An 18248-nucleotide genomic window follows, 5' to 3' on the forward strand; every position below is an offset into this window, starting at 1 on the left:
CGATAGCGCATCTCGCATGGTGGGACGGCGTCTCGCATGCCGTGACGCGCCCCGGCTCGCGAGATCGTCACTCAACCCGCGAGATCGTACCTCAACCCGTGAGCACGTACCTCTGGCAGACGTGCTCGCGGGTTAAGTGACGTGCTCGGCGATTACCCGACGATCTCGCGGACCGCGGCGCCCGGCGCCGCCGCGCCCCGGACGCCGAGACACGCGTTTCACCCTCGAGAACGAGGGTCGGACCACCGTGGTCCAACCGCACATGAATGATCTGAACAGGAGAGCGCCACCATGAGCCCGCTGAATAACCTTCGGGGGCTTGGTCGTGATGACGTAAATCGGGTGCGCGTTGTCAAGGCCGAAGTCTCGTCGCCGCGCCCGTGCGGGCTCCCGGGCCGGTGTCGATGAGCTCGTTCGCGTTGGTCTTGCTGGCGGCCAGGACGGACCCCGCCGCGACCCTCGTCCGCGCCGCCGCACCGGGCGCGCCGCCCGGGTCGCGAGATCGTCACCCGACCCGCGAGATCGTATCCCCGGCAGACGTTCTCGCGGGTCGGGTGACGATCTCGCGAGTCAAGACACGTTCTCGCGGAGCCGGCCGAGACGGGATGGGGCGGGGATCTGGCTGGCGCGGGTCGTCGGGTCCGAGGCGGTGCGTGCTGAGTCCGGCGCGGGCCAGTTCCCGGATTGCGTAATGCGAGCCCAGCGCGACGCAGTCCATCCCGCCTCGCGCCGTGCGAGCCCAGCGCGACACAATCCGCCTGCGCTCGATTCTTGCGAGCCCGCCTCGCACAATGCGAGCCCAGGTGACATCACCAATTCGACTCCCCCGGGGCTGGCGCCCGGATCCTCCGGGGCGGGGACGCACCGGGTCCCGGGCCGCGTTCCCGATCCCCCGGGGGCGGAGACACGCACATCCTCATCGCGACCGTTAATGAGAGCCGACGCAATTCCCCCAGTAGGCGGGGATGCTCAGCCGACCCACGGCCCCGGGGTCAGTGGGGGTCGCAATTCCCCCAGTAGGCGGGGATGCTCAGAGGGTCGGACTCGGTGGGCGCCGAAGCACTTCTCATCAGGAACCCCGACTCGAAAGCCCATGACCATTCCGGTGAGAAAGGCTCATTGGGTCGCTGAAATTCCGTTGGGCCACATTCCGTGAGCCAGTTCCAACGGGGCATAAGTGGCCCAAGCGGAGGGGTGTCGCCATGAGTCCGCCAGTGCCCCGCGACCTGTGCCCGCACCACCGCCCGCTGAATAACCTTCTTAGGTGCTGTGCGGATGCTCCCAGGGATTGATTGTCGGAACCCCCATGGGGGTGAAGTCTGCGATATTGCGCGTCACCACTGTCAACCCGTGCGCGATGGCGGTGGCAGCGATGAGGGCATCGCGTTCGGGGCGCGGATCGGGTACGTGCAGATGTGCGCAGCACATCGCCACGGCGTCATCCACGGGTAGGATTCTATCGTGGAAGGAGGGGATGACGTGGCGGCTCATCCAGGTGCGCAGAAGCTCTCCCTGTAAAAAGTCGCGCCGCTCGATTCGCGTCACACCTAATTCCAGTTCCATGAGCGTGATTGCGGACAGATAGAGGTCTGCCTGGTCAATTTCCGAAAAGAAGGCCACGACGCGGGGGTCGGCTCTACCATCTCCCACTTTGCGCAGTTCGGAGACGACATTGGTATCCAGCAGCATCAGTTCAACTCTGCGGCTCGGGGCAGATCGTGCGCCGGCTCTACGTCGAAGTCGATCTCAGACAGGCCGGGCAGCGAGAGGGCCTCGACCAGGGTCTTGGAACCGGTGGTCAGTCTGCGGTAGTCCTTGATCGACAACAGCACATGCGATGGAACGCCGCGGTCGGTGATGAGGACGGGTCCGCGGCTGGAGACCCGTTTAGCCAGCGAAACGTTCTGGTTGAACTCGCGGCTCGACATGGTGATAGTAGTCATCGTCGCGCTCCTCACAAGACTGAATATAGTTATGTTACTACATAAGCGATCGACTGGCTCGCAGTCCCGCGGGCTCAGACTCCGCGGTGTGCGGGCGGTGCGCGGAGGCGGGATCGGCGCGGCATGATTCGGCCATGACCGCCAGAACGCTCGCCGGCGCCCCCGCCGACGCCCTGGACCGCGACACCGCCGCGCGGCCCGCGGCCCCGGACACCCCCGTCGCGCGGCCCGCGACTCCGGCCGACCCCGCCGACGCACCCGCCGCTCTCCTGGCCGGGCAGATCGCCGCCGCCTCCGCCGCCCGGCCGCTCAGCGTCTTCGACCTGCTGCGCATCGGCATCGGACCCTCCTCCTCCCACACGGTCGGCCCCATGCGCGCCGGGCGCGCCTTCGCCGTCGAACTCGCCGAGGCCCTCGCCGACGGGACTGTCCCGCGGGTCGGGTCGGTCGGGGCCGCCGGTCCGGGCGGACGCGCCGCCGGCGCGGGAGTCGGGGCGGAAGCGGGTGCGACCGGGGTCGACTGGCGCACCGCCGGCGCCGCCCGGTGCGCCGGTCCCGTCGCCCGCGTGAGAGTCGAGCTCTACGGCTCGCTCGGCGCCACCGGGCGCGGACACGCCACCGACCGCGCCGTCGTCATGGGCCTGGCCGGGTACGAGCCCGAGACCGTTCCCGCCGGGATCTGCCGGGACCACATGGAGGCCGTCGAGACCGCCGGCGTCCTGGAGGTCCACGGCGTCGGCCCCGTCCCCTTCAGCCCCGCCGCCGACATCCGCTTCCTGCCCGGCCGCGTCCTGCCCTACCACGTCAACGGCATGACGCTGACCGCCCACCGCGCCGGCGGCGGCGAGGCGCTGCGCCGCACCTTCTACTCCGTGGGCGGGGGCTTCGTCATGGAGGACGCCGGGGAGCCCGGCGCCCCCTCCATCCGGGCCCTGGCCGCGCCCGACGCCGCCCGGGCCCGCGCCGCCCCCGCCCCCCACCCCTTCTCCTCCTCCGCCGAGCTGCTGGAGATCTGCCGGCGCGAGGGTCTGGCCGTCTCCGACGTCGTCATGGCCAACGAGGCCTCCGCCCGGCCGCGCGAGGAGGTGATCGCCCACCTGGACCGGCTGCGCGGGGCCATGAGCGCCTGCATCGAGGCCGGCATGGTCGCGGACGGCGTCCTGCCCGGCGGGCTCGGGGTGCGCCGGCGCGCCAGAGCCCTGCACGAGCGGCTGCTGGCCCGGTCCGCCGGGCCCGCCGCCGCCCTCACCATGGCCGACCCCCTGCGCGGCATGGACTGGGTGAACCTGTTCGCGCTCGCGGTCAGCGAGGAGAACGCCGCCGGGCGGCGCGTGGTCACCGCCCCCACCAACGGGGCGGCCGGTATCGTGCCGGCGGTCCTGGCCTACTACGAGCGCTTCATCCCGGGGGCCGACGACGACGGCGCGCGCCGCTTCCTGCTGGCCGCCACCGCCGTCGGCGGCCTCATCAAGACCAACGCCTCCATCGCCGGGGCCGAGGTGGGCTGCCAGGGGGAGGTGGGATCAGCGTCGTCGATGGCGGCGGCCGGATTGGCCGAGGCCCTGGGCGGGACGCCCGCGCAGGTGGAGAACGCCGCGGAGATCGCCATGGAGCACAACCTGGGGCTCACCTGCGACCCAGTGGGCGGGCTCGTGCAGATCCCCTGCATCGAGCGCAACGCGGTGGGGGCCGTCAAGGCGATCAACGCCGCCCGCATGGCGCTGTGGGGGGAGGGGCGCCACGCCGTCAGCCTCGACACGGTCATCGAGACCATGCGCCAGACCGGCGAGGACATGCTCTCCAAGTACAAGGAGACGTCCCTGGGAGGGCTGGCCGTCAACGTCGTGGAGTGCTGAGCGCGGGGCGGCGGGGGCGGGGCGCGGGCGGCGGTCTTCCTGGGCGGCCGGCGCCCGGCGGGGGATGATGGGCGCTGGCCCGGACCCCGCAGCGGGGCCGGACCGGCCGGTGCCCGGCGAGGGGGATGATGACGGCGGGTCCGCACCTCAGTACTGTTCGCCGGAGGGCTCGCGGTTGAGGTGCTCGCGGTTGAGATCGGCGGGAGGCGCGCATCGTGATCGAGGCGGTCCATGAGGTTCTCCTGCACGACGAGCGCATCGGCTCGATCCGGCGCCGTGGTGATTTCACCAAGTTCGTCTTCGACCGCGACTACTGGGGCCGTCCCCGCCGCGCGGTCCTCGGCGAGTGGTTCGAGGGCCATCCGCGCAGGCGGCCGCATGCCGTGAACCGGGTGCCCGCCTGGTTCTCCAACCTCCTGCCCGAGGGGCGTCTGCGAGACATGGTCGTTGAGGCGCGGGGCGGGGGCGGTCGTGAGATCGACCTGCTGCTCCGGGCCGGCCGGGACCTTCCCGGTGCGGTGAAGGTCGTGACCGGCGGGGCGGGGGCGGCGGGCTGCGCCGGGGGGGCCGTGCGCGCATCCGCGCTCGGCGGGGCGGGCGGTCGCCCCCGGACGGCTGGGATTCGCCTTGGCGGGCATGACGCTGAAGTTCTCCATGAGCCGTCGGGGCGACCGGCTCGTCGTCCCCGCCCGCGGGCGGGACGGGGACTGGATCCTCAAGACTCCCGACCGGTCGTACCCGGATCTGCCCGCCAACGAGCTCGCCGTCATGCGGCTCGCGGGGTCGGTCGGGATCGACGTGCCCGAGGCGCGGCTGTGGTCCCGGGACGACATCGACGACCTCGGCCCCGGAGCCTGGGCGTCGGAGGAGACCCGCGCCTACGCCGTCCGGCGCTTCGACCGCTCGCCCGGCGGGCGCGTCCACATCGAGGACTTCGCCCAGGTGCTCGGGCGCTTCGGGGCCGGGGAGGGGAAGTACCGCTCCAACGTGGAGACGGTGGCCGGCCTGGCGCACCGGGGCCGGGACCGCGACTCCCTGCGGGAGGCGGTGCGGCGCACCGCCTTCAACCTGCTCGTCGGCAACGGGGACGCCCACCTGAAGAACTGGTCGCTCATCTACCCCGACCGCAGGCGGGCCCGGCTCTCGCCCGCCTACGACCTCGTGTGCACGGCCGTGCACCTGCCCGACCCCGGCAACCCCTTGCTCGGCCTGCCCTTCCTCGGCGCGACCCGGCTCGCCGACGTCGGCCGCGGGCACTTCGCGCGGCTGCGCGATCGGCTGGGCGTGGGGGATGAGGACGTCCTCGACGTCGTCGATGAGACCTGCGAGCGCTTCCACGGCCTTTGGGCCGACGGCGCGGCGGACCGCATGCCGCCGCCGGTGGCCGGGTGGATCGGGGCGCACCTGGAGGACACGCTCAGCAGGCTGCGCGGCGAGTCCTGAGCACGGGACTGCGCGGCGAGTCCTGGGCGCTGTCCGGCGGGGCGCCGCCGGGCGCGGGGAGGAGTCGGTTGATGCGCTTGAGGATCCTGCGGTCCTGGGCCTGCCATCGCAGGTGCTCCTCCCAAGCATCGTTGTCCCAGGCGATCCCCATGTCAGTCATCCTCGATGAGATCGTGGTAGGTGTCGAGTCCGGCCTCGGAGCGGGTGATCGCGTTGATGAGACGCCGGGCGTTGGCCGGATTGCATGGTCACGGGCGGTCTGCGCGGTCCCGGACCTTGCCGCGCGCAGGGCGTCTCCTCCGGGCGCGCTCGGACGTTCCGCGCGGCTCCGGAGTTGGCTGCTCGTCGGCGACAGAGGCGAGGACGCTCTTGTCGCCGACGGCGCGGCCCACCGAGTCGTCACCGCAGGGTCCGGAGTCGGTTCCTCGCCACCGGGAATGGGCGGGCCCGGGCGGTGCTGCACATTCGACCGGAGCAGGCTGTCAGAGAATCCGCGGAATCATGCGGAAACATCTCGACGCTCAACGCCGGTGAAATCCTCCCATGTGCAGAGCGGTCCCTTCTGCACATGGGAGCCTATCTACTAAAAACCGACGTTCTAGAAAGATTCCCGGAATCATGCGGAAAACCCGGAATCCGCTCGCGCGGGCGCCGCTCTCCAATGTGTAATCCGCTCCCGCAGCCGGTCCGAGTCGCCGGATGTGCATCATCCGCCGGTTCCGCGTGTCGTTTCCGCCGGTTTCGGTGAAGGGGCGGGAGGGCTCTGCGGTGGGCACTGATGTGACGGATCTGGCAGGATGCGCCCGTGACTCCCAGCTCCCGGCCCGGCGCCCCCGCCGATTCCGTCGCACCCGTTCCGGCCCCGACCGCCGCCGCGCCCTCCCGCCGCGCCGGCGTCCCCGAGCGGCCGTGGTGGAAGGACGCCGTCGTCTACCAGATCTATCCGCGCTCCTTCGCCGACCGCGACGGCAACGGCATCGGCGACCTGGCCGGCATCACCTCCCGCGTCCCCTACCTGGCGGCCCTGGGCGTGGACGCCGTCTGGCTCTCCCCCTTCTACCCCTCCGCCCTGGCCGACGGCGGCTACGACGTCGACGACTACCGCGACGTCGCCCCCGAGATCGGCACCCTGACCGACTTCGACCGCATGGTCGCCGCCCTGCACGCCGCCGGCATCCGCGTCATGGTCGACCTCGTCCCCAACCACTCCTCCGACCGCCACGAATGGTTCCGCGCCGCCCTGGCCGGCGGCCCCGACGCCCCCGAGCGGGCCCTCTACCACTTCCGCGACGGCGCGGGCCCGGACGGGGCCGAGCCCCCCAACGACTGGCGCTCCATGTTCGGCGGCTCCGCCTGGGAGCCCGTCGACGACGTCGGCCCCGACGGCGAGCCCCTGACCGGCCCGGGCGCGCCCCGCCCCCGGCAGTGGTACCTGCACGTCTTCACCCCCCAGCAGCCCGACCTCAACTGGGACAACCCGGCCGTCCACGAGGACTTCCTGACCACCCTGCGCTTCTGGTGCGACCGCGGCGCGGACGGCTTCCGCATCGACGTGGCCGCCGGCATGGTCAAGGACCTGTCCGCCCCCTACCGGCCGGCCGCGCAGATCCCGTGGTGGCCGCTGCCCGAGGACGGATCCCACCCACTGTTCGACCGCGACGGGGTCCACGCCGTCTACCGCCGGTGGCGCGCCCTCCTGGACTCCTACGACCCGCCGCGCTTCGCGGTGGCCGAGGCCGGCGTCACCGCCTCGCGCCGCCCCGCCTACGCCGCCAGCCTGGGCCAGGCCTTCAACTTCCAGATGCAGGACGCCGACTGGAGCGCCCACTCCTTCGGCTGGGCCATCGACGCGGGCCTGGCCGACGAGGCCGCCTGCGGCTCGACCACCTGGGTCCTGGGCTGCCACGACTCCCCGCGCGCGGCCACCCGCTACGGCTTCGACCTGGCCGACGACGTCCCGCCGCCGGGCGAGCCCGACCCCGACTACCCCGCCGCCGTCGCCCAGCGCATGGCGCGCCGGTGGATCAGCGCCGACGGCGCCGCCCCCGCGGTCGACGCCGCCCTGGGCGAGCGGCGGGCGCGGGCCGCGGCCATGATCGTCATGGCCCTGCCCGGGTCCGTGTACCTCTACCAGGGCGACGAGCTCGGCCTGCCCGAGGTCCCCGACATCCCCGAGGACCGCCTCCAGGACCCGATCGCCCGGCGCATGCGGGAGGAGGAGAAGGGCCGCGACGGCTGCCGCGTGCCGCTGCCGTGGACGGCGTCGGGCAGCTCCTTCGGGTTCGGGCCCGACGGCGGCGCCGAGCCGCACCTGCCCCAGCCGGCGGGCTGGGGCGGGCGCGCCGTCGAGGCCGAGGAGGCCGATGCGGCCTCGACGCTGCGCCTGTACCGCGACGGGCTGCGGCTGCGGCGCCGGTTCTGGGGCGCGGCGAACGCCGAGCCGCTGGAGTGGGTGCGGCGCGACGAGCACGTGCTGGCCTTCGCGCGCGGGCGGGTGCAGTGCTGGACGGCCTTCGACGCCGACGTCGAGCTGCCCGACGGCGAGGTGCTGCTGGCCAGCGCGCCGCTGGGCCTGGTCGAGTCGAGCGCCGACGGCGGGGCGGTCGGCCGCACTGTCAACGTCCTGCCCTCCGACGCCACCGCCTGGCTGCTCGCCCCCGCCCCGCTCAGCGCCGCTGCTCGAACCAGCGCCCGCAGGCGGGCAGCGCGACGAGCCCGGACATGAGCAGCAGCACCGGCGCGGCGGGCGTCAGCGCCGTCAGCGGCGAGAATCCGAACCCGGAGTCGTTGAGGGCCGCCGACGAGGTCGGGAGCAGCCCCGCGAGGACGATCGTGACGACCGCGGCGGCCAGGGAGCCGGCGAGCAGCCTGATCCGCGAGCGCGCGCCGCGCGCCGACCAGAACCCCGTCAGCCCGACCGCCGCCGCGACTGCGGCGACCGCCGTGAGCAGCGGGATGAGGCCGGGGGGCACGTCGATGAGGCCCAGGAACGTGGCGTTGTCCCACTGCCGGGCGCTCAGCAGGAGCGCGGCGTCGGCGTCGAGCATCTGGTAGAGCCGGTGGGCGAGGTCGATCGCGGATCGGGTCAGCACCCCCGCGCACACCCCGCCGGCCAGGGTCACCGGGATCGGCCGCCCGTCCAGGGACCGGTTGGCGAGGGCGCCGGCGGCGGCGCCAGCGACGGCCAGGGCCAGGCTCAGGTAGACGGGGACGAATGGCGCCAGGTTGCCGGTGGGCGGCGTGACGGTGCCGAGGAACGGCGCGTATCTGGCGTCGTCGAGGAGCATGACGAGGGCGAGCGCCGTGCTCAGGGTCGTCGGGCGGCGCCGGAGCGCGAGCATGAGGGCGCCGACGGGCAGCCAGATCGACCTGTTGAGAACGATGCTGTTGAGTATGAGCGGGACGGGGGACGGCTGGCTCGGCAGCATCTGGGCGAGCGTCTGAATCGGCCCCATGAGCGCCGTGCCCAGCAGAATGCTGACGAGGACGAGGTGCGCGAGCTCGGCGCCCGAGCGGGGCGGCCGCGGTTGTCGGGGGCGCGGCGAGGGCGCGGCGGGGTCGGTCCCGGGCGCGGCCCCGCCGAGCGCTCCGGGTCTGGACGCGGGTGCGGTGGGGCCGGATGCTCCGGAGCCGGGCGCGGCCCCGGCCCCCGGCCCCGGACTGTCGGAGGGCTCCGGATCGGGGGCCTGGGGCGCGCGGGCGCTCGGAGTCGGACTCTGCCCGGGTCCCGGGCGGTCGTCTGGGGAGGACATGGCGTCATCGTGCTCCCCCGGCCGGGACGAGTCCAGGGCGGGGGGCGGCCCCCGTCGCCGGCGCTGAAACGGGCGGGCGGGCGTCCGCTACGCCTCTTTCCCTCTGCTACGCCCCTTGACCCTTCACTGTACGGGGAAAGGGCGCGTAGCGGAGGGTGAGGAGGCGTAGCAGAGGGAAAGAGGCGTAGTAAACGAGCAGGACGGCGCGGGGATGGCCGGAAGGTTATTCGGGGGGTGGCTTTGAAGGCGTGGGGCGTGAAGGTTGCGGTGGCGGTCTGCTCGGGCGGGTCCTTCTCGTCCGGAGGGTTGTTGCTGAGGCATTCGAGTGCGTCTCCCCGCTTCGCCTCGATAGCGCATCCCGCATGGTGGGACGGCGTCTCGCATGTCGTGACGCGGCCGGCTCGCGAGATCGTCACCCAACCCGCGAGCACGTCACTTAACCCGCGAGATCGTCACTTAACCCGCGAGCACGTCTGCCAGAGTGACGTGCTCGCGGGTTAAGTGACGTGCTCGGCGGTCACCCGACGATCTCGCGGACCGCGGCACCCGACGCCGCCGCGCCCCGGACGCCGAGATGCGCACTCCGCCCCCGGAACGACGGTTGGACCACCGTGGTCCAACTGCACATAAGTGGTCCAAGGAGAACGCCGCCATGAGCCTGCCGAATAACCTTCCCGGTCCCCCGGGCGAGTTCCGCGGGAACCACCGCCGCGCCAAGGGCGGTTCACCCGGACTCGCCCGCGAAAAGGTGGCCGGCGCGGATCTTTCACCCTTCGCCCCGCGCCCCTCCCGTCCCGAAGTGGCGCAATGACGCCATTCCTCATAAGCGCAGGAGCCGCCGCACACCTGAAAGTCACGCGCCGTCCACCTTTTCCGTGCCGCCGACGCGCCCGGGCCGATGCTCCGGGCCGCGGCGGGGTCACTGGCCGGAGGCGGCGCCGGTCGCCCGGGTCCCGTCGGGGGCCTGGCCGGGCCCGCCCTGGCCGCCGGGCGCCTGGCCCGCGCCGCCCGGTCCGCCCGGGCCGGGCCCGCCGCCCGCGCCGCCCACGCCCGAGCTCAGCGCCGACGCCGTATTGGTGGCCGAGCCGCCCGACGTCGTCGACACCGTGTACTGCGTCCCCTCGGTCAGCCCCAGCACGGTGGTGTAGTCGGTGCTCACGGTGGAGGCCAGCTGCCAGCTCGTCCCATCGGCGGAGGTCACGGTGACCGTGTCGCCCTCCGCCACGCCCGGCGAGCCCGTCACCCCCACGAGCGTCGACTCGCCGTTGGCGTCCACCGCGCCGTCCATCGCCCCGGCCTGGCCGCCGATGAGCACCTGGCCGCCGGTGACGAAGGCCGAGCCGTTGGAGTCGATGCCGTCGGAGCCGGCGTAGTCGAGCTGGACCTGGCCGCCGCTGATGGTGAGCACGGAGCCGTCGTCGGACTCGGAATCGGCCGACTCGTAGCCCTCGATCGTGTGGTCGCCGTTGGAGGCGTTGATGGCGTCGTCGCCGCTGTCCACGGTCAGCACCCCGCCGCCGACGTTGACGAAGGCCGCCTGCACGCCCTCGTCCGCGGCGTCGATCCTCACCGTCCCGGAGTCCTGCGTGTAGCTGACCCCGGCGTCGATGCCCTTGGGCTTGGCGGTGGTGTCGTCCGACGACGAGGCGGAGTCGGCCGGGGACTGCCCGCTCGCGCCGCCCTGACCGGAGCCAGCCTGGCCGGAGCCGGCCTGGTCGGGGGGCGCCTGCCCCTGGCCCGCACCGGCCTGGCCCGGCCCCGGCTGCGTCTGGACGGTCGCGTTGGCCTGGCCGCCGCCCGCCGCAATGGTCAGGTCCGTGTCCTCGACCGTGACGTCCGTGGTGGCCGCGACGCCGTCGTCGCCGGCGGTGACGGAGACGGCGGCCCCGCCCAGCGCCACGAAGCCCTTCGTCTCGTCGTCGTCCTCGCTGGACTTGAGCCCGTCGCCCCCGGCGGTGACGGTGAGCGTCCCGCCGTCGATCAGCAGCCAGTCCTTGCCGCGCAGCCCGTCGTCGGCCGCATTCACCGTGATCGTCGGGCTCCCGGTGACGGCCAGGCCGTTCTTCGACGAGATGCCGTCCTCGTGGGCGCCGGTCACGGTCAGCGAGCCGGTGCCGGTGAGGGTGAGGGTGTCGGAGGAGAACAGGGCGGCGGTGGGCGCGTCCTCGCCCGTGTCGGCGTAGGCGGCGCCGTCGGCCAGGGCGTTGTCGCTGCCCCTGGCCAGGACGAGCACGGCGCTGCCGGCGTCCCGGACGTCGATGGCGGGCCCGTCGGCGTTCGTGATGGAGGCGCCGTTGAGGACCAGGTGCACGTCGGCATCGTCGGCGGCGACGACGATCTCGCCGTCGGTCAGGGCGCCGGAGACCACGTAGGTGCCGCCCGCGGTGATGGTGATCGTGGAGCCGTCCACGCTCACGGCGGCGGCGCTGCGACCCGACGCCGTCGCCGAGTCGCCGTTCAGGGCGACGGCGGTGGCGCCCGACTCGTCCCAGCCGCCGGAGGCCTCGGTCTGGCTCGCGGCGCCGACGGCCCCGGAGGTGTCGGCGTTGGCGGCCAGGATCTGGGCGGCGGTGGCGCCGGTCGAGGCCTGGCGCACGGAGGAGGAGATGGTGGTCCACGTCGTTGCGGACGAGGCCTGCGAACTCGAATCGGCGGAGGCGGAGGCCGCCCCGGTGGTGGAGCAGGCGGCGACGAGGGCGCTGGCGGCCAGGGCGGCCAGGGCGCCGGCGGCCCGGAAGCGGAATCGGCGGCGGCGTGCGCCCGACGGGTCGGTCGGGTGCGCGGGGGGCGTGGTCATGAGGTCTCCTTGTGTCGGGGCCCGCGCGGGGCCGGATTGGTTGCGGGTGGACGGTGAGGCGCCCGGGCGGTGCGGTGATGACGACGGCGCCCGGGCCGGTTCGCACAGCCGCCGGCTCAGGCGGCGGCGAGCTCGCGGGTGAGGATGCGGTGCCACTTGTTGGCGGGCAGCTCCGGGTGGAGCAGCGCCATCCCCGTGGCGTACTTCGAGACGGCGGCGGGCCGGTGCCCGGCGGCCCACAGCCACCGGTCGGCCGCCGAGGGCGCGGCCGGGGTCTTCGTCTCGACGACGGCCAGCGCACCCGCCGCGCGCACCGGGACGTGGCGGCCTCCGGCGCCGGCGCCCCCGGCCCGCCCGTCGGCATCCCCGGAGTCCCCGGCCCGCCCGCCCCGTCCGTCGGCGCTCCCGGTCCGTCCGACGGCGGGCGCGCCGCGGGGCGGCAGGCCGATCCAGGCCAGGCGGGTGTCGAGGGTCAGGCGAGCGGACTCCTCCGGCAGGTGGAGGGTGGTGCGCTCGTAGCGGGTGATCAGGACGGGCTCCAGGGCCTGGGCCAGGCGCCGCGCCCGCTCCGGCGGGGCGACGTCGTCGGCCAGGCGGGAGGCGATGAAGTCGCGGCCCGACGCGGTGAGGCGGCCGGCGTCGAGCGGCGGGCACTGGACGCGGCGCTTGACGGTGGCCCCGCGCGGCCCGCGGGTCTTGACCTCCAGGAAGCAGGAGCCGGAGTCGAGGTAGCTGCGGGTGCGGATCTTGAAGCGGCGCCGGCGCTTGCGGGCGGCGAGCATGTAGGAGTCCAGGTCGGGGGTGTCGAAGTAGGTGGAGGCGTAGCTGAAGCCGCGGCGGCCCTCGATCTGCAGGACGCGGGCGGCGCCGGCCAGGGCGTCGACGAGTCCCTGGGCTGCGGTCAGGGGCACGAGATACTTGCGGTCGATCCGGACGAGCAGGCCCGCGGCCGCGTTGAGCTCGGCGAGTCCGGTGGGGGCCAGGCGGCGCGTGTCCAGGCCGGCGGGGCGAGTGATCATAATGGCTGTTCTCCTGCGCGGATGCGGCCGGATGGGCTCAGCGGCTCGCGGCGCCGGCGTGGCGCGCCGCCGTCGGACGGTTCAGCGGCGCCCAGTTGTCCGCGGGGGAGGCGACGAAGGGGAGGTCGTCGCGGGCGGCGTCCTGCGCCAGCGGGGCGCGGCGCGCGAGCAGCCGGTAGCGCACGTCGACGAGGGTGGTGTCGTTGACCAGGTCGAGCCTGTGGACCTCCAGGGCGCGCACGCGGGCGCCCAGCAGCTCCTCCAGGTGGGCGGTCAGGGCGGCCTCGTCGGCGATGGCGCGGTCGAGCTGGATGACCTGGTGGCGGTTGCGGGCGGCCAGGCGGGGGCTGTCGCCGATCCACAGGGAGGCCACGACCAGGGCCATGAGGGCGGCGACCAGGGCCAGCGGGGCCGTCTGGATGCCGCCGAGCAGGCCCAGGGCCAGGGAGGCGAAGAAGTAGGCGATCTCGCCCTGGGAGATCTCGGTGGAGCGCAGGCGGATGATGGACAGGACGCCGAACAGGCCCAGCCCCAGTCCGGCGCCGACGCTCGCGGTGGACAGCAGGAGCGTGACGGCCAGGACGCCGATGTTGACTCCGATGTAGGCGGCCGTGAGATCCCTGCGGCCGTGGCGCGGCAGGTAGAGGGCGCCGACGAGAAGGGCGAGGGCCGCCAGATCGGTCCCGATATAGGCGAGGGTGGTCGGACTCATGGGCGTGCTCCTTGGGTGAGGCCTTGCTGACGGCCTTGAGTCAAGGGGCCGGGCCCATGAGGGGCCTGTGAGGGGGGTGGGTCCGGCGCATGTCTTGTGGAGACCGGGCCGGGCCCCGCCCGCGGCGACTCGGGGGCCGGGCCGGATGGGGGCGCGCCGGCGTCGGGCGCTCGCGGACGGGCGGGGCCGTCGTCCCCTCAGTACTCCTCGCGCAGGAAGCCCAGCTCGTCCAGGCGGCGTCCGACGGCGTCGAGGACCTCCTCGCTGTCCGCCTCGACGGTGTGGGTGTGCCAGCCGTTGGTCAGCTCGGCCAGGGAGGAGGACTCGGGGAGCCTGGCCAGGAACTGGGCGAGGTCGGCGCGGTCGCGCAGAATGAGGTCGACGGTGATCTGCCCGTAGAGCCGGTGCTCGATCGAGGTGTCCAGCACCGTGCCGCCCTCCTGGAGGATCGCCTCCAGCTCGGCGGCGATCTCGTCGCGGGTGTGCTGGACGGGGAAGGAGCGGCGCGGGCGGGCGGTGGGCCGGCTGAGCAGGTAGCCGCGGTTGGTGGCGCGCACCGGGTGCCCGGCGGCGCGCAGGAGGGCGACGTCGCCGACGACGATCTGCCGCGAGACGCCCAGCTCCGCCCCGAGGGCCGCGGCCGGGATGGGGGCGGAGGCGGCGCCCAGGCGCTCGAGGATCTTCTTCCGCCGTCGGGCCGCGTCCATGAGACCTCCTTGGACTCGCGTCTGTACGGCGACCGTAGCACGGACCCGGCGCCCCGGGGCGCGTCGGGGGACACGCCGACGTGATCAAGTTGTGAGAGGGGAATTTTCAGGGAGTTGTCCCCAGGCTGGGGACAACGGGCCGTCGGGTCGGCGGCGGGGCTGTGGATTGTCGGGGCGGGTGCGCGTCGGCGGGTGCGGGGCCGTGTTCGCGCGGATCCGACGGCGTGTCGCCGACCCGGTCCGCCCGGCCGCCGCCGGTCCCCGGCGGGAGTCGTCCACAGGCTCCGGGCGAGTCGTCCACAGGGAGGGGCGATTCGTGCACAGCGGGGGGTCGAACACATCATCTTGTGGTGCTGGCGCGCTCCGACCCCTAGGGGTAGTGTTGTCGCCCGTTGGTGAGGCGATGCCCTCCATCACACACATCCGTGCTCCGGCCACCGGTGCGAGCCCGCCGCGGGGCGCCCGGCCGGGGCGCGGGACAGACCATCCGTACACGATCGGGGAGACCGACATGGCGATCACCGTCTACAGCAAGCCCAACTGCGTCCAGTGCAGCGCCACCTACCGCGCCCTGGACAGGGCCGGCCTGTCCTACAGCACGGTGGACATCTCGGCGGACGCCGAGGCCCTGGCGCGGGTCAAGTCCCTGGGCTACGCGCAGGCCCCGGTCGTCATGGTCGGCGCCGACCACTGGTCCGGCTTCCGCCCGGACAAGATCAAGGCGGCCGCGCTCGCCGTCGAGGCCATCGCGATCTGAAGCGGGGCGGACGGCCCCGTGACGCCCCCCGCGACGACGCCGGCGCCCGACGGCCCGCTGCTCGTCTACTTCTCCTCCGCCTCGCAGAACACGCACCGGTTCGTCGGCAGGCTCAGCCGCCGCAGCGCCCGGATCCCGCTGCGCCCCGGCGAGGGGCCCCTGAGGGTGGACGAGGAGTACGTCCTCATCGTGCCGACCTACGGCGGCGGCAGCATCAGGGGCGCCGTCCCCAAGCAGGTCATCAAGTTCCTCAACGACCCGCACAACCGCTCCCTGTGCCGGGGCGTCATCTCCTCGGGGAACACCAATTTCGGCGAGGCCTACGGAATCGCCGGCGATATCATCGCCGCCAAGCTCAAGGTGCCCCTCCTCTACCGCTACGAGCTGCTCGGCACCCCCACCGACGTCGCGCGCGTCGAAGAAGGATTGGACAGGTTTTGGCAGACACGCTGACGCAGACGCCGTCGGGCGCCGGCTCCGGGGCGACCGCGGCCCCGGACCTCGATTATCACGCCCTCAACGCCCGGCTCAACCTCTACGACGCGAACGGCGCGATCCAATTCGACGCCGACCGCGAGGCGGCCCGCCAGTACTTCCTCCAGCACGTGAACCCGAATACCGTCCGCTTCCGCGACCTGGGGGAGAAGCTGGATCACCTGGTCGCCGAGGGATATTACGAGAAACGGGTCCTGGACCGCTACTCCCCGGAATTCATCGCCTCCGCGTTCGAGGCCGCCCACGCCCACGACTTCCGTTTCGAGACCTTCCTGGGGGCGTTCAAGTACTACACCTCCTACACGCTCAAGACCTTCGACGGCGGGCGATACCTGGAGCGGTTCGAGGACCGGGTCGCCATGGTGGCCCTGGCCCTGGCCGACGGCGACGAGGCGCTGGCCCTGGACCTCATCGAGGAGATGATGACCGGCCGATTCCAGCCCGCCACACCCACCTTCCTCAACGAGGGGAAGGCGCAGCGCGGCGAGCCCGTCTCCTGCTTCCTGGTGCGTATCGAGGACAATATGGAGTCGATCGCCCGCGGCATCAACTCCGCCCTCCAGCTGTCCAAGCGCGGCGGCGGCGTGGCCCTGCTGCTGAGCAACCTGCGCGAGATGGGGGCGCCGATCAAGCGCATTGAGAACCAGTCCAGCGGCGTCATCCCCGTCATGAAGCTGCTGGAGGACTCCTTCTCCTACGCCAACCAGCTGGGGGCCCGTCAGGGCGCCGGCGCCGTGTACCTGCACGCCCACCACCCCGACATCATGCGGTTCCTGGACACCAAGCGCGAGAACGCGGACGAGAAGATCCGCATCAAGACCCTCTCGCTGGGCGTCGTCATCCCCGACATCACCTTCGAGCTGGCCAAGAACAATGAGGACATGTGCCTGTTCAGCCCCTACGACGTCGAGCGCGTCCACGGGGTTCCGTTCGCGGACATCGACGTGACGGGGAAGTACCGCGAGATGGTCGACGACGAGCGCATCAAGAAGACCAGGATCAATGCCCGCCAGTTCTTCCAGACCCTCGCCGAGATCCAGTTCGAGTCCGGTTACCCCTACGTCGTCTTCGAGGACACGGTCAACCGGGCCAACCCCATCAAGGGGAAGGTGGTCATGTCCAACCTGTGCTCGGAGATCCTCCAGGTCTCCGAGCCCAGCCGGCTCAACGAGGACCTGTCCTACGCGCACGTGGGCAAGGACATCTCCTGCAATCTGGGCAGCCTCAATATCGCCAGGACGATGGACTCCCCGGACTTCGCCCGCACCATTCGCACGGCGGTGCGGGGGCTGACCGCCGTGTCCGACCAGACGCGTCTGCCGTCCGTGCCCTCCATCGACCGCGGCAACCGCGAGTCCCACGCCATCGGGCTGGGGCAGATGAATCTGCACGGTTTCCTGGCGCGCGAGCGGATCCTCTACGGCAGCGAGGAGGCCCTGGACTTCACCAACGTCTACTTCGCCTGCGTGCTGTACCAGGCCCTGACCGCCTCGCACGAGCTGGCGGTCGAGCGGGGCGAGTCCTTCGTGGGATTCGAGGACTCTGCCTATGCCGGCGGCGAGTTCTTCGACAAGTACACGAGTCGGGATTTCGTGCCCGTCACCGAGCGCGTGCGCGAGATCTTCGACGCCTCCAGCGTGCACGTGCCCACGCGTGCCGACTGGGCGGAGCTGGCCGGGGCCATCCGGCGCGACGGCATCTACAACCGCAATCTCCAGGCGGTCCCGCCCACCGGCTCGATCTCCTACATCAACGGCTCCACCTCCTCGATCCATCCGATCGTGGCCAAGATCGAGATCCGCAAGGAGGGCAAGATCGGGCGCGTCTACTACCCGGCGCCCTATATGACGAACGACAACCTGGAGTACTACCAGGACGCCTACGAGATCGGCCCGGAGAAGATCATCGACACCTACGCCGCGGCCACCCAGCACGTGGACCAGGGGCTGAGCCTGACCCTCTTCTTCCCCGACACCGCCACCACCCGCGACGTCAACCGGGCCCAGATCTACGCCTGGCGCAAGGGCATCAAGACCCTCTACTACATCCGCCTGCGCCAGGCCGCGCTCACCGGCACCGAGGTGGAGGGCTGCGTGTCGTGCATGCTGTGATCCGACGCCGGAGCCGGGCGGAAGGCGGCGAGGATGAGCCGTATCGCTTATGGGGATGAGAGTATTCGTCGTACCGGGGTGCCGGAGCCGATGTATTTACTTGGCGTGTATATCGCCGACGATGAGCAGCCGGATCTTGCCGATGCACTGTCTGTGTATGTGAGGCATGCTGGTAAACTTCACTGGCGTGATCACCTGCCTCAGACGAAGTTGGCCGTTTGTAGAACCATAAGCGGCTATGATGCATCTCATCTCGTTGTCGTGGCGTCTCCTCTTATTCTCGACGGCGGAGAGGAGCGTGCAAGACAACAGGCGCTCTTCTGCTTGGCCGTGCACCTCGAGGATAAGTTCAACGTGCACGCACTCGTTCTTGAGCGCCGACAGCGTTCCCAGGATAATAAGGATGAGAACACAATCGATGTGGCCCGACGGTCTCGGGTGCTGACACAAGAGTTCCGTCTGACTCATAAGTTCGGACGTGATGATAAGCGACTGTGGGTGCCGGATCAGGTTGTCGGAGCCCTGGGTGATTATGCTGCCGGCCAGGACACCGGATGGCGGATGATCGCTGATCGTGTACTGGTGGAGAAAATCGACCCCCGTAGGTAGCGCAAGCGCCGGGCCCACATGACGACACGGGTGCACCGGCGCTGACT

15 protein-coding genes and 1 pseudogene are annotated in these 18248 nt (G+C 72.0%); 8 read left to right on the forward strand and 8 right to left on the reverse strand.

Features of this window, described 5'->3' with window-relative positions:
• Nucleotides 1–1260 precede the first annotated feature (1260 nt).
• Together G446_RS0105920 and G446_RS0105925 are read right to left on the reverse strand one after the other, a co-directional pair.
• Entirely contained in the window at nt 1261–1689 is a 429-nt protein-coding gene (locus G446_RS0105920) for a type II toxin-antitoxin system VapC family toxin (RefSeq protein ID WP_211228258.1), read from the reverse strand.
• Nucleotides 1689–1943 carry a type II toxin-antitoxin system Phd/YefM family antitoxin gene (locus tag G446_RS0105925; RefSeq protein WP_026409466.1) on the reverse strand — a complete coding sequence of 85 codons (255 nt, stop codon included), beginning with the start codon at nt 1941–1943 and terminating at the stop codon, nt 1689–1691. Before G446_RS0105925 ends, G446_RS0105920 begins: the two co-directional genes overlap by 1 nt.
• A 134-nt stretch (nt 1944–2077) precedes the next feature.
• Here G446_RS0105925 and G446_RS0105930 point away from each other — a divergent pair, with 134 nt between their 5' ends.
• From G446_RS0105930 to G446_RS16235, 3 genes and pseudogenes are all read left to right on the forward strand, one after another.
• Nucleotides 2078–3799 carry an L-serine ammonia-lyase gene (locus G446_RS0105930; protein ID WP_026409467.1) on the forward strand — a complete coding sequence of 574 codons (1722 nt, stop codon included), beginning with the start codon at nt 2078–2080 and terminating at the stop codon, nt 3797–3799.
• A gap of 215 nt (nt 3800–4014) precedes the next feature.
• A pseudogene (locus G446_RS20900) lies at nt 4015–4266 on the forward strand (HipA N-terminal domain-containing protein); the annotation flags it as partial.
• 169 nt (nt 4267–4435) lie between these two features.
• Nucleotides 4436–5242, forward strand: coding sequence for a type II toxin-antitoxin system HipA family toxin (locus G446_RS16235; RefSeq protein ID WP_245574604.1), 807 nt, complete (start codon nt 4436–4438; stop codon nt 5240–5242).
• On the opposite strand, the gene G446_RS19840 is transcribed toward G446_RS16235, so the two are convergent.
• Entirely contained in the window at nt 5217–5402 is a 186-nt protein-coding gene (locus tag G446_RS19840; protein WP_245574605.1) for a type II toxin-antitoxin system RelE/ParE family toxin, read from the reverse strand. The two genes, G446_RS16235 and G446_RS19840, sit on opposite strands and share 26 nt — an antisense overlap.
• A 645-nt stretch (nt 5403–6047) precedes the next feature.
• Between G446_RS19840 and G446_RS16245 the strand changes: the two genes are divergently transcribed.
• Nucleotides 6048–7967 carry a glycoside hydrolase family 13 protein gene (locus G446_RS16245; RefSeq protein WP_084779030.1) on the forward strand — a complete coding sequence of 640 codons (1920 nt, stop codon included), beginning with the start codon at nt 6048–6050 and terminating at the stop codon, nt 7965–7967.
• Here G446_RS16245 and G446_RS0105950 read toward each other — a convergent pair.
• The 5 genes from G446_RS0105950 to G446_RS0105970 form a co-directional block, all read right to left on the reverse strand.
• Complete coding sequence (locus tag G446_RS0105950) at nt 7909–8994, reverse strand: hypothetical protein (protein ID WP_026409468.1); 1086 nt, start codon at nt 8992–8994, stop codon at nt 7909–7911. The two genes, G446_RS16245 and G446_RS0105950, sit on opposite strands and share 59 nt — an antisense overlap.
• A 919-nt stretch (nt 8995–9913) precedes the next feature.
• Complete coding sequence (locus tag G446_RS16250) at nt 9914–11791, reverse strand: carbohydrate-binding domain-containing protein (protein ID WP_051285695.1); 1878 nt, start codon at nt 11789–11791, stop codon at nt 9914–9916.
• A 116-nt stretch (nt 11792–11907) separates the two neighbouring features.
• Nucleotides 11908–12810 carry a polyphosphate polymerase domain-containing protein gene (locus G446_RS0105960; RefSeq protein ID WP_034469367.1) on the reverse strand — a complete coding sequence of 301 codons (903 nt, stop codon included), beginning with the start codon at nt 12808–12810 and terminating at the stop codon, nt 11908–11910.
• Nucleotides 12811–12847: 37 nt separating this feature from the next.
• Entirely contained in the window at nt 12848–13522 is a 675-nt protein-coding gene (locus G446_RS16255) for a DUF4956 domain-containing protein (RefSeq protein WP_084779031.1), read from the reverse strand.
• Nucleotides 13523–13719: 197 nt separating this feature from the next.
• Nucleotides 13720–14229 (reverse strand): transcription repressor NadR, encoded by a 510-nt coding sequence (locus tag G446_RS0105970; protein ID WP_026409470.1) that lies wholly within the window; start codon nt 14227–14229, stop codon nt 13720–13722.
• Between the two features lie 511 nt (nt 14230–14740).
• On the opposite strand from G446_RS0105970, the gene nrdH reads away from it, so the two are divergent.
• The 4 genes from nrdH to G446_RS19845 are packed head-to-tail and all read left to right on the forward strand — an operon-like array spanning nt 14741 to nt 18201.
• Nucleotides 14741–14986: a glutaredoxin-like protein NrdH gene (nrdH, locus tag G446_RS0105975; RefSeq protein ID WP_026409471.1), complete on the forward strand. Its 246-nt coding sequence runs from the start codon at nt 14741–14743 to the stop codon at nt 14984–14986.
• A gap of 18 nt (nt 14987–15004) precedes the next feature.
• Nucleotides 15005–15439 (forward strand): class Ib ribonucleoside-diphosphate reductase assembly flavoprotein NrdI, encoded by a 435-nt coding sequence (gene nrdI, locus G446_RS0105980; protein WP_051285696.1) that lies wholly within the window; start codon nt 15005–15007, stop codon nt 15437–15439.
• Nucleotides 15424–17592: a class 1b ribonucleoside-diphosphate reductase subunit alpha gene (gene nrdE / locus G446_RS0105985; RefSeq protein ID WP_026409473.1), complete on the forward strand. Its 2169-nt coding sequence runs from the start codon at nt 15424–15426 to the stop codon at nt 17590–17592. Before nrdI ends, nrdE begins: the two co-directional genes overlap by 16 nt.
• 33 nt (nt 17593–17625) lie before the next feature.
• On the forward strand, nt 17626–18201 hold the full coding sequence (locus G446_RS19845; protein ID WP_156916539.1) for a hypothetical protein: 576 nt from the start codon (nt 17626–17628) through the stop codon (nt 18199–18201).
• The last annotated feature ends 47 nt before the right edge of the window (nt 18202–18248 follow it).

It is taken from the genome of Actinomyces dentalis DSM 19115 (assembly GCF_000429225.1).
GTDB lineage: Bacteria > Actinomycetota > Actinomycetes > Actinomycetales > Actinomycetaceae > Actinomyces > Actinomyces dentalis.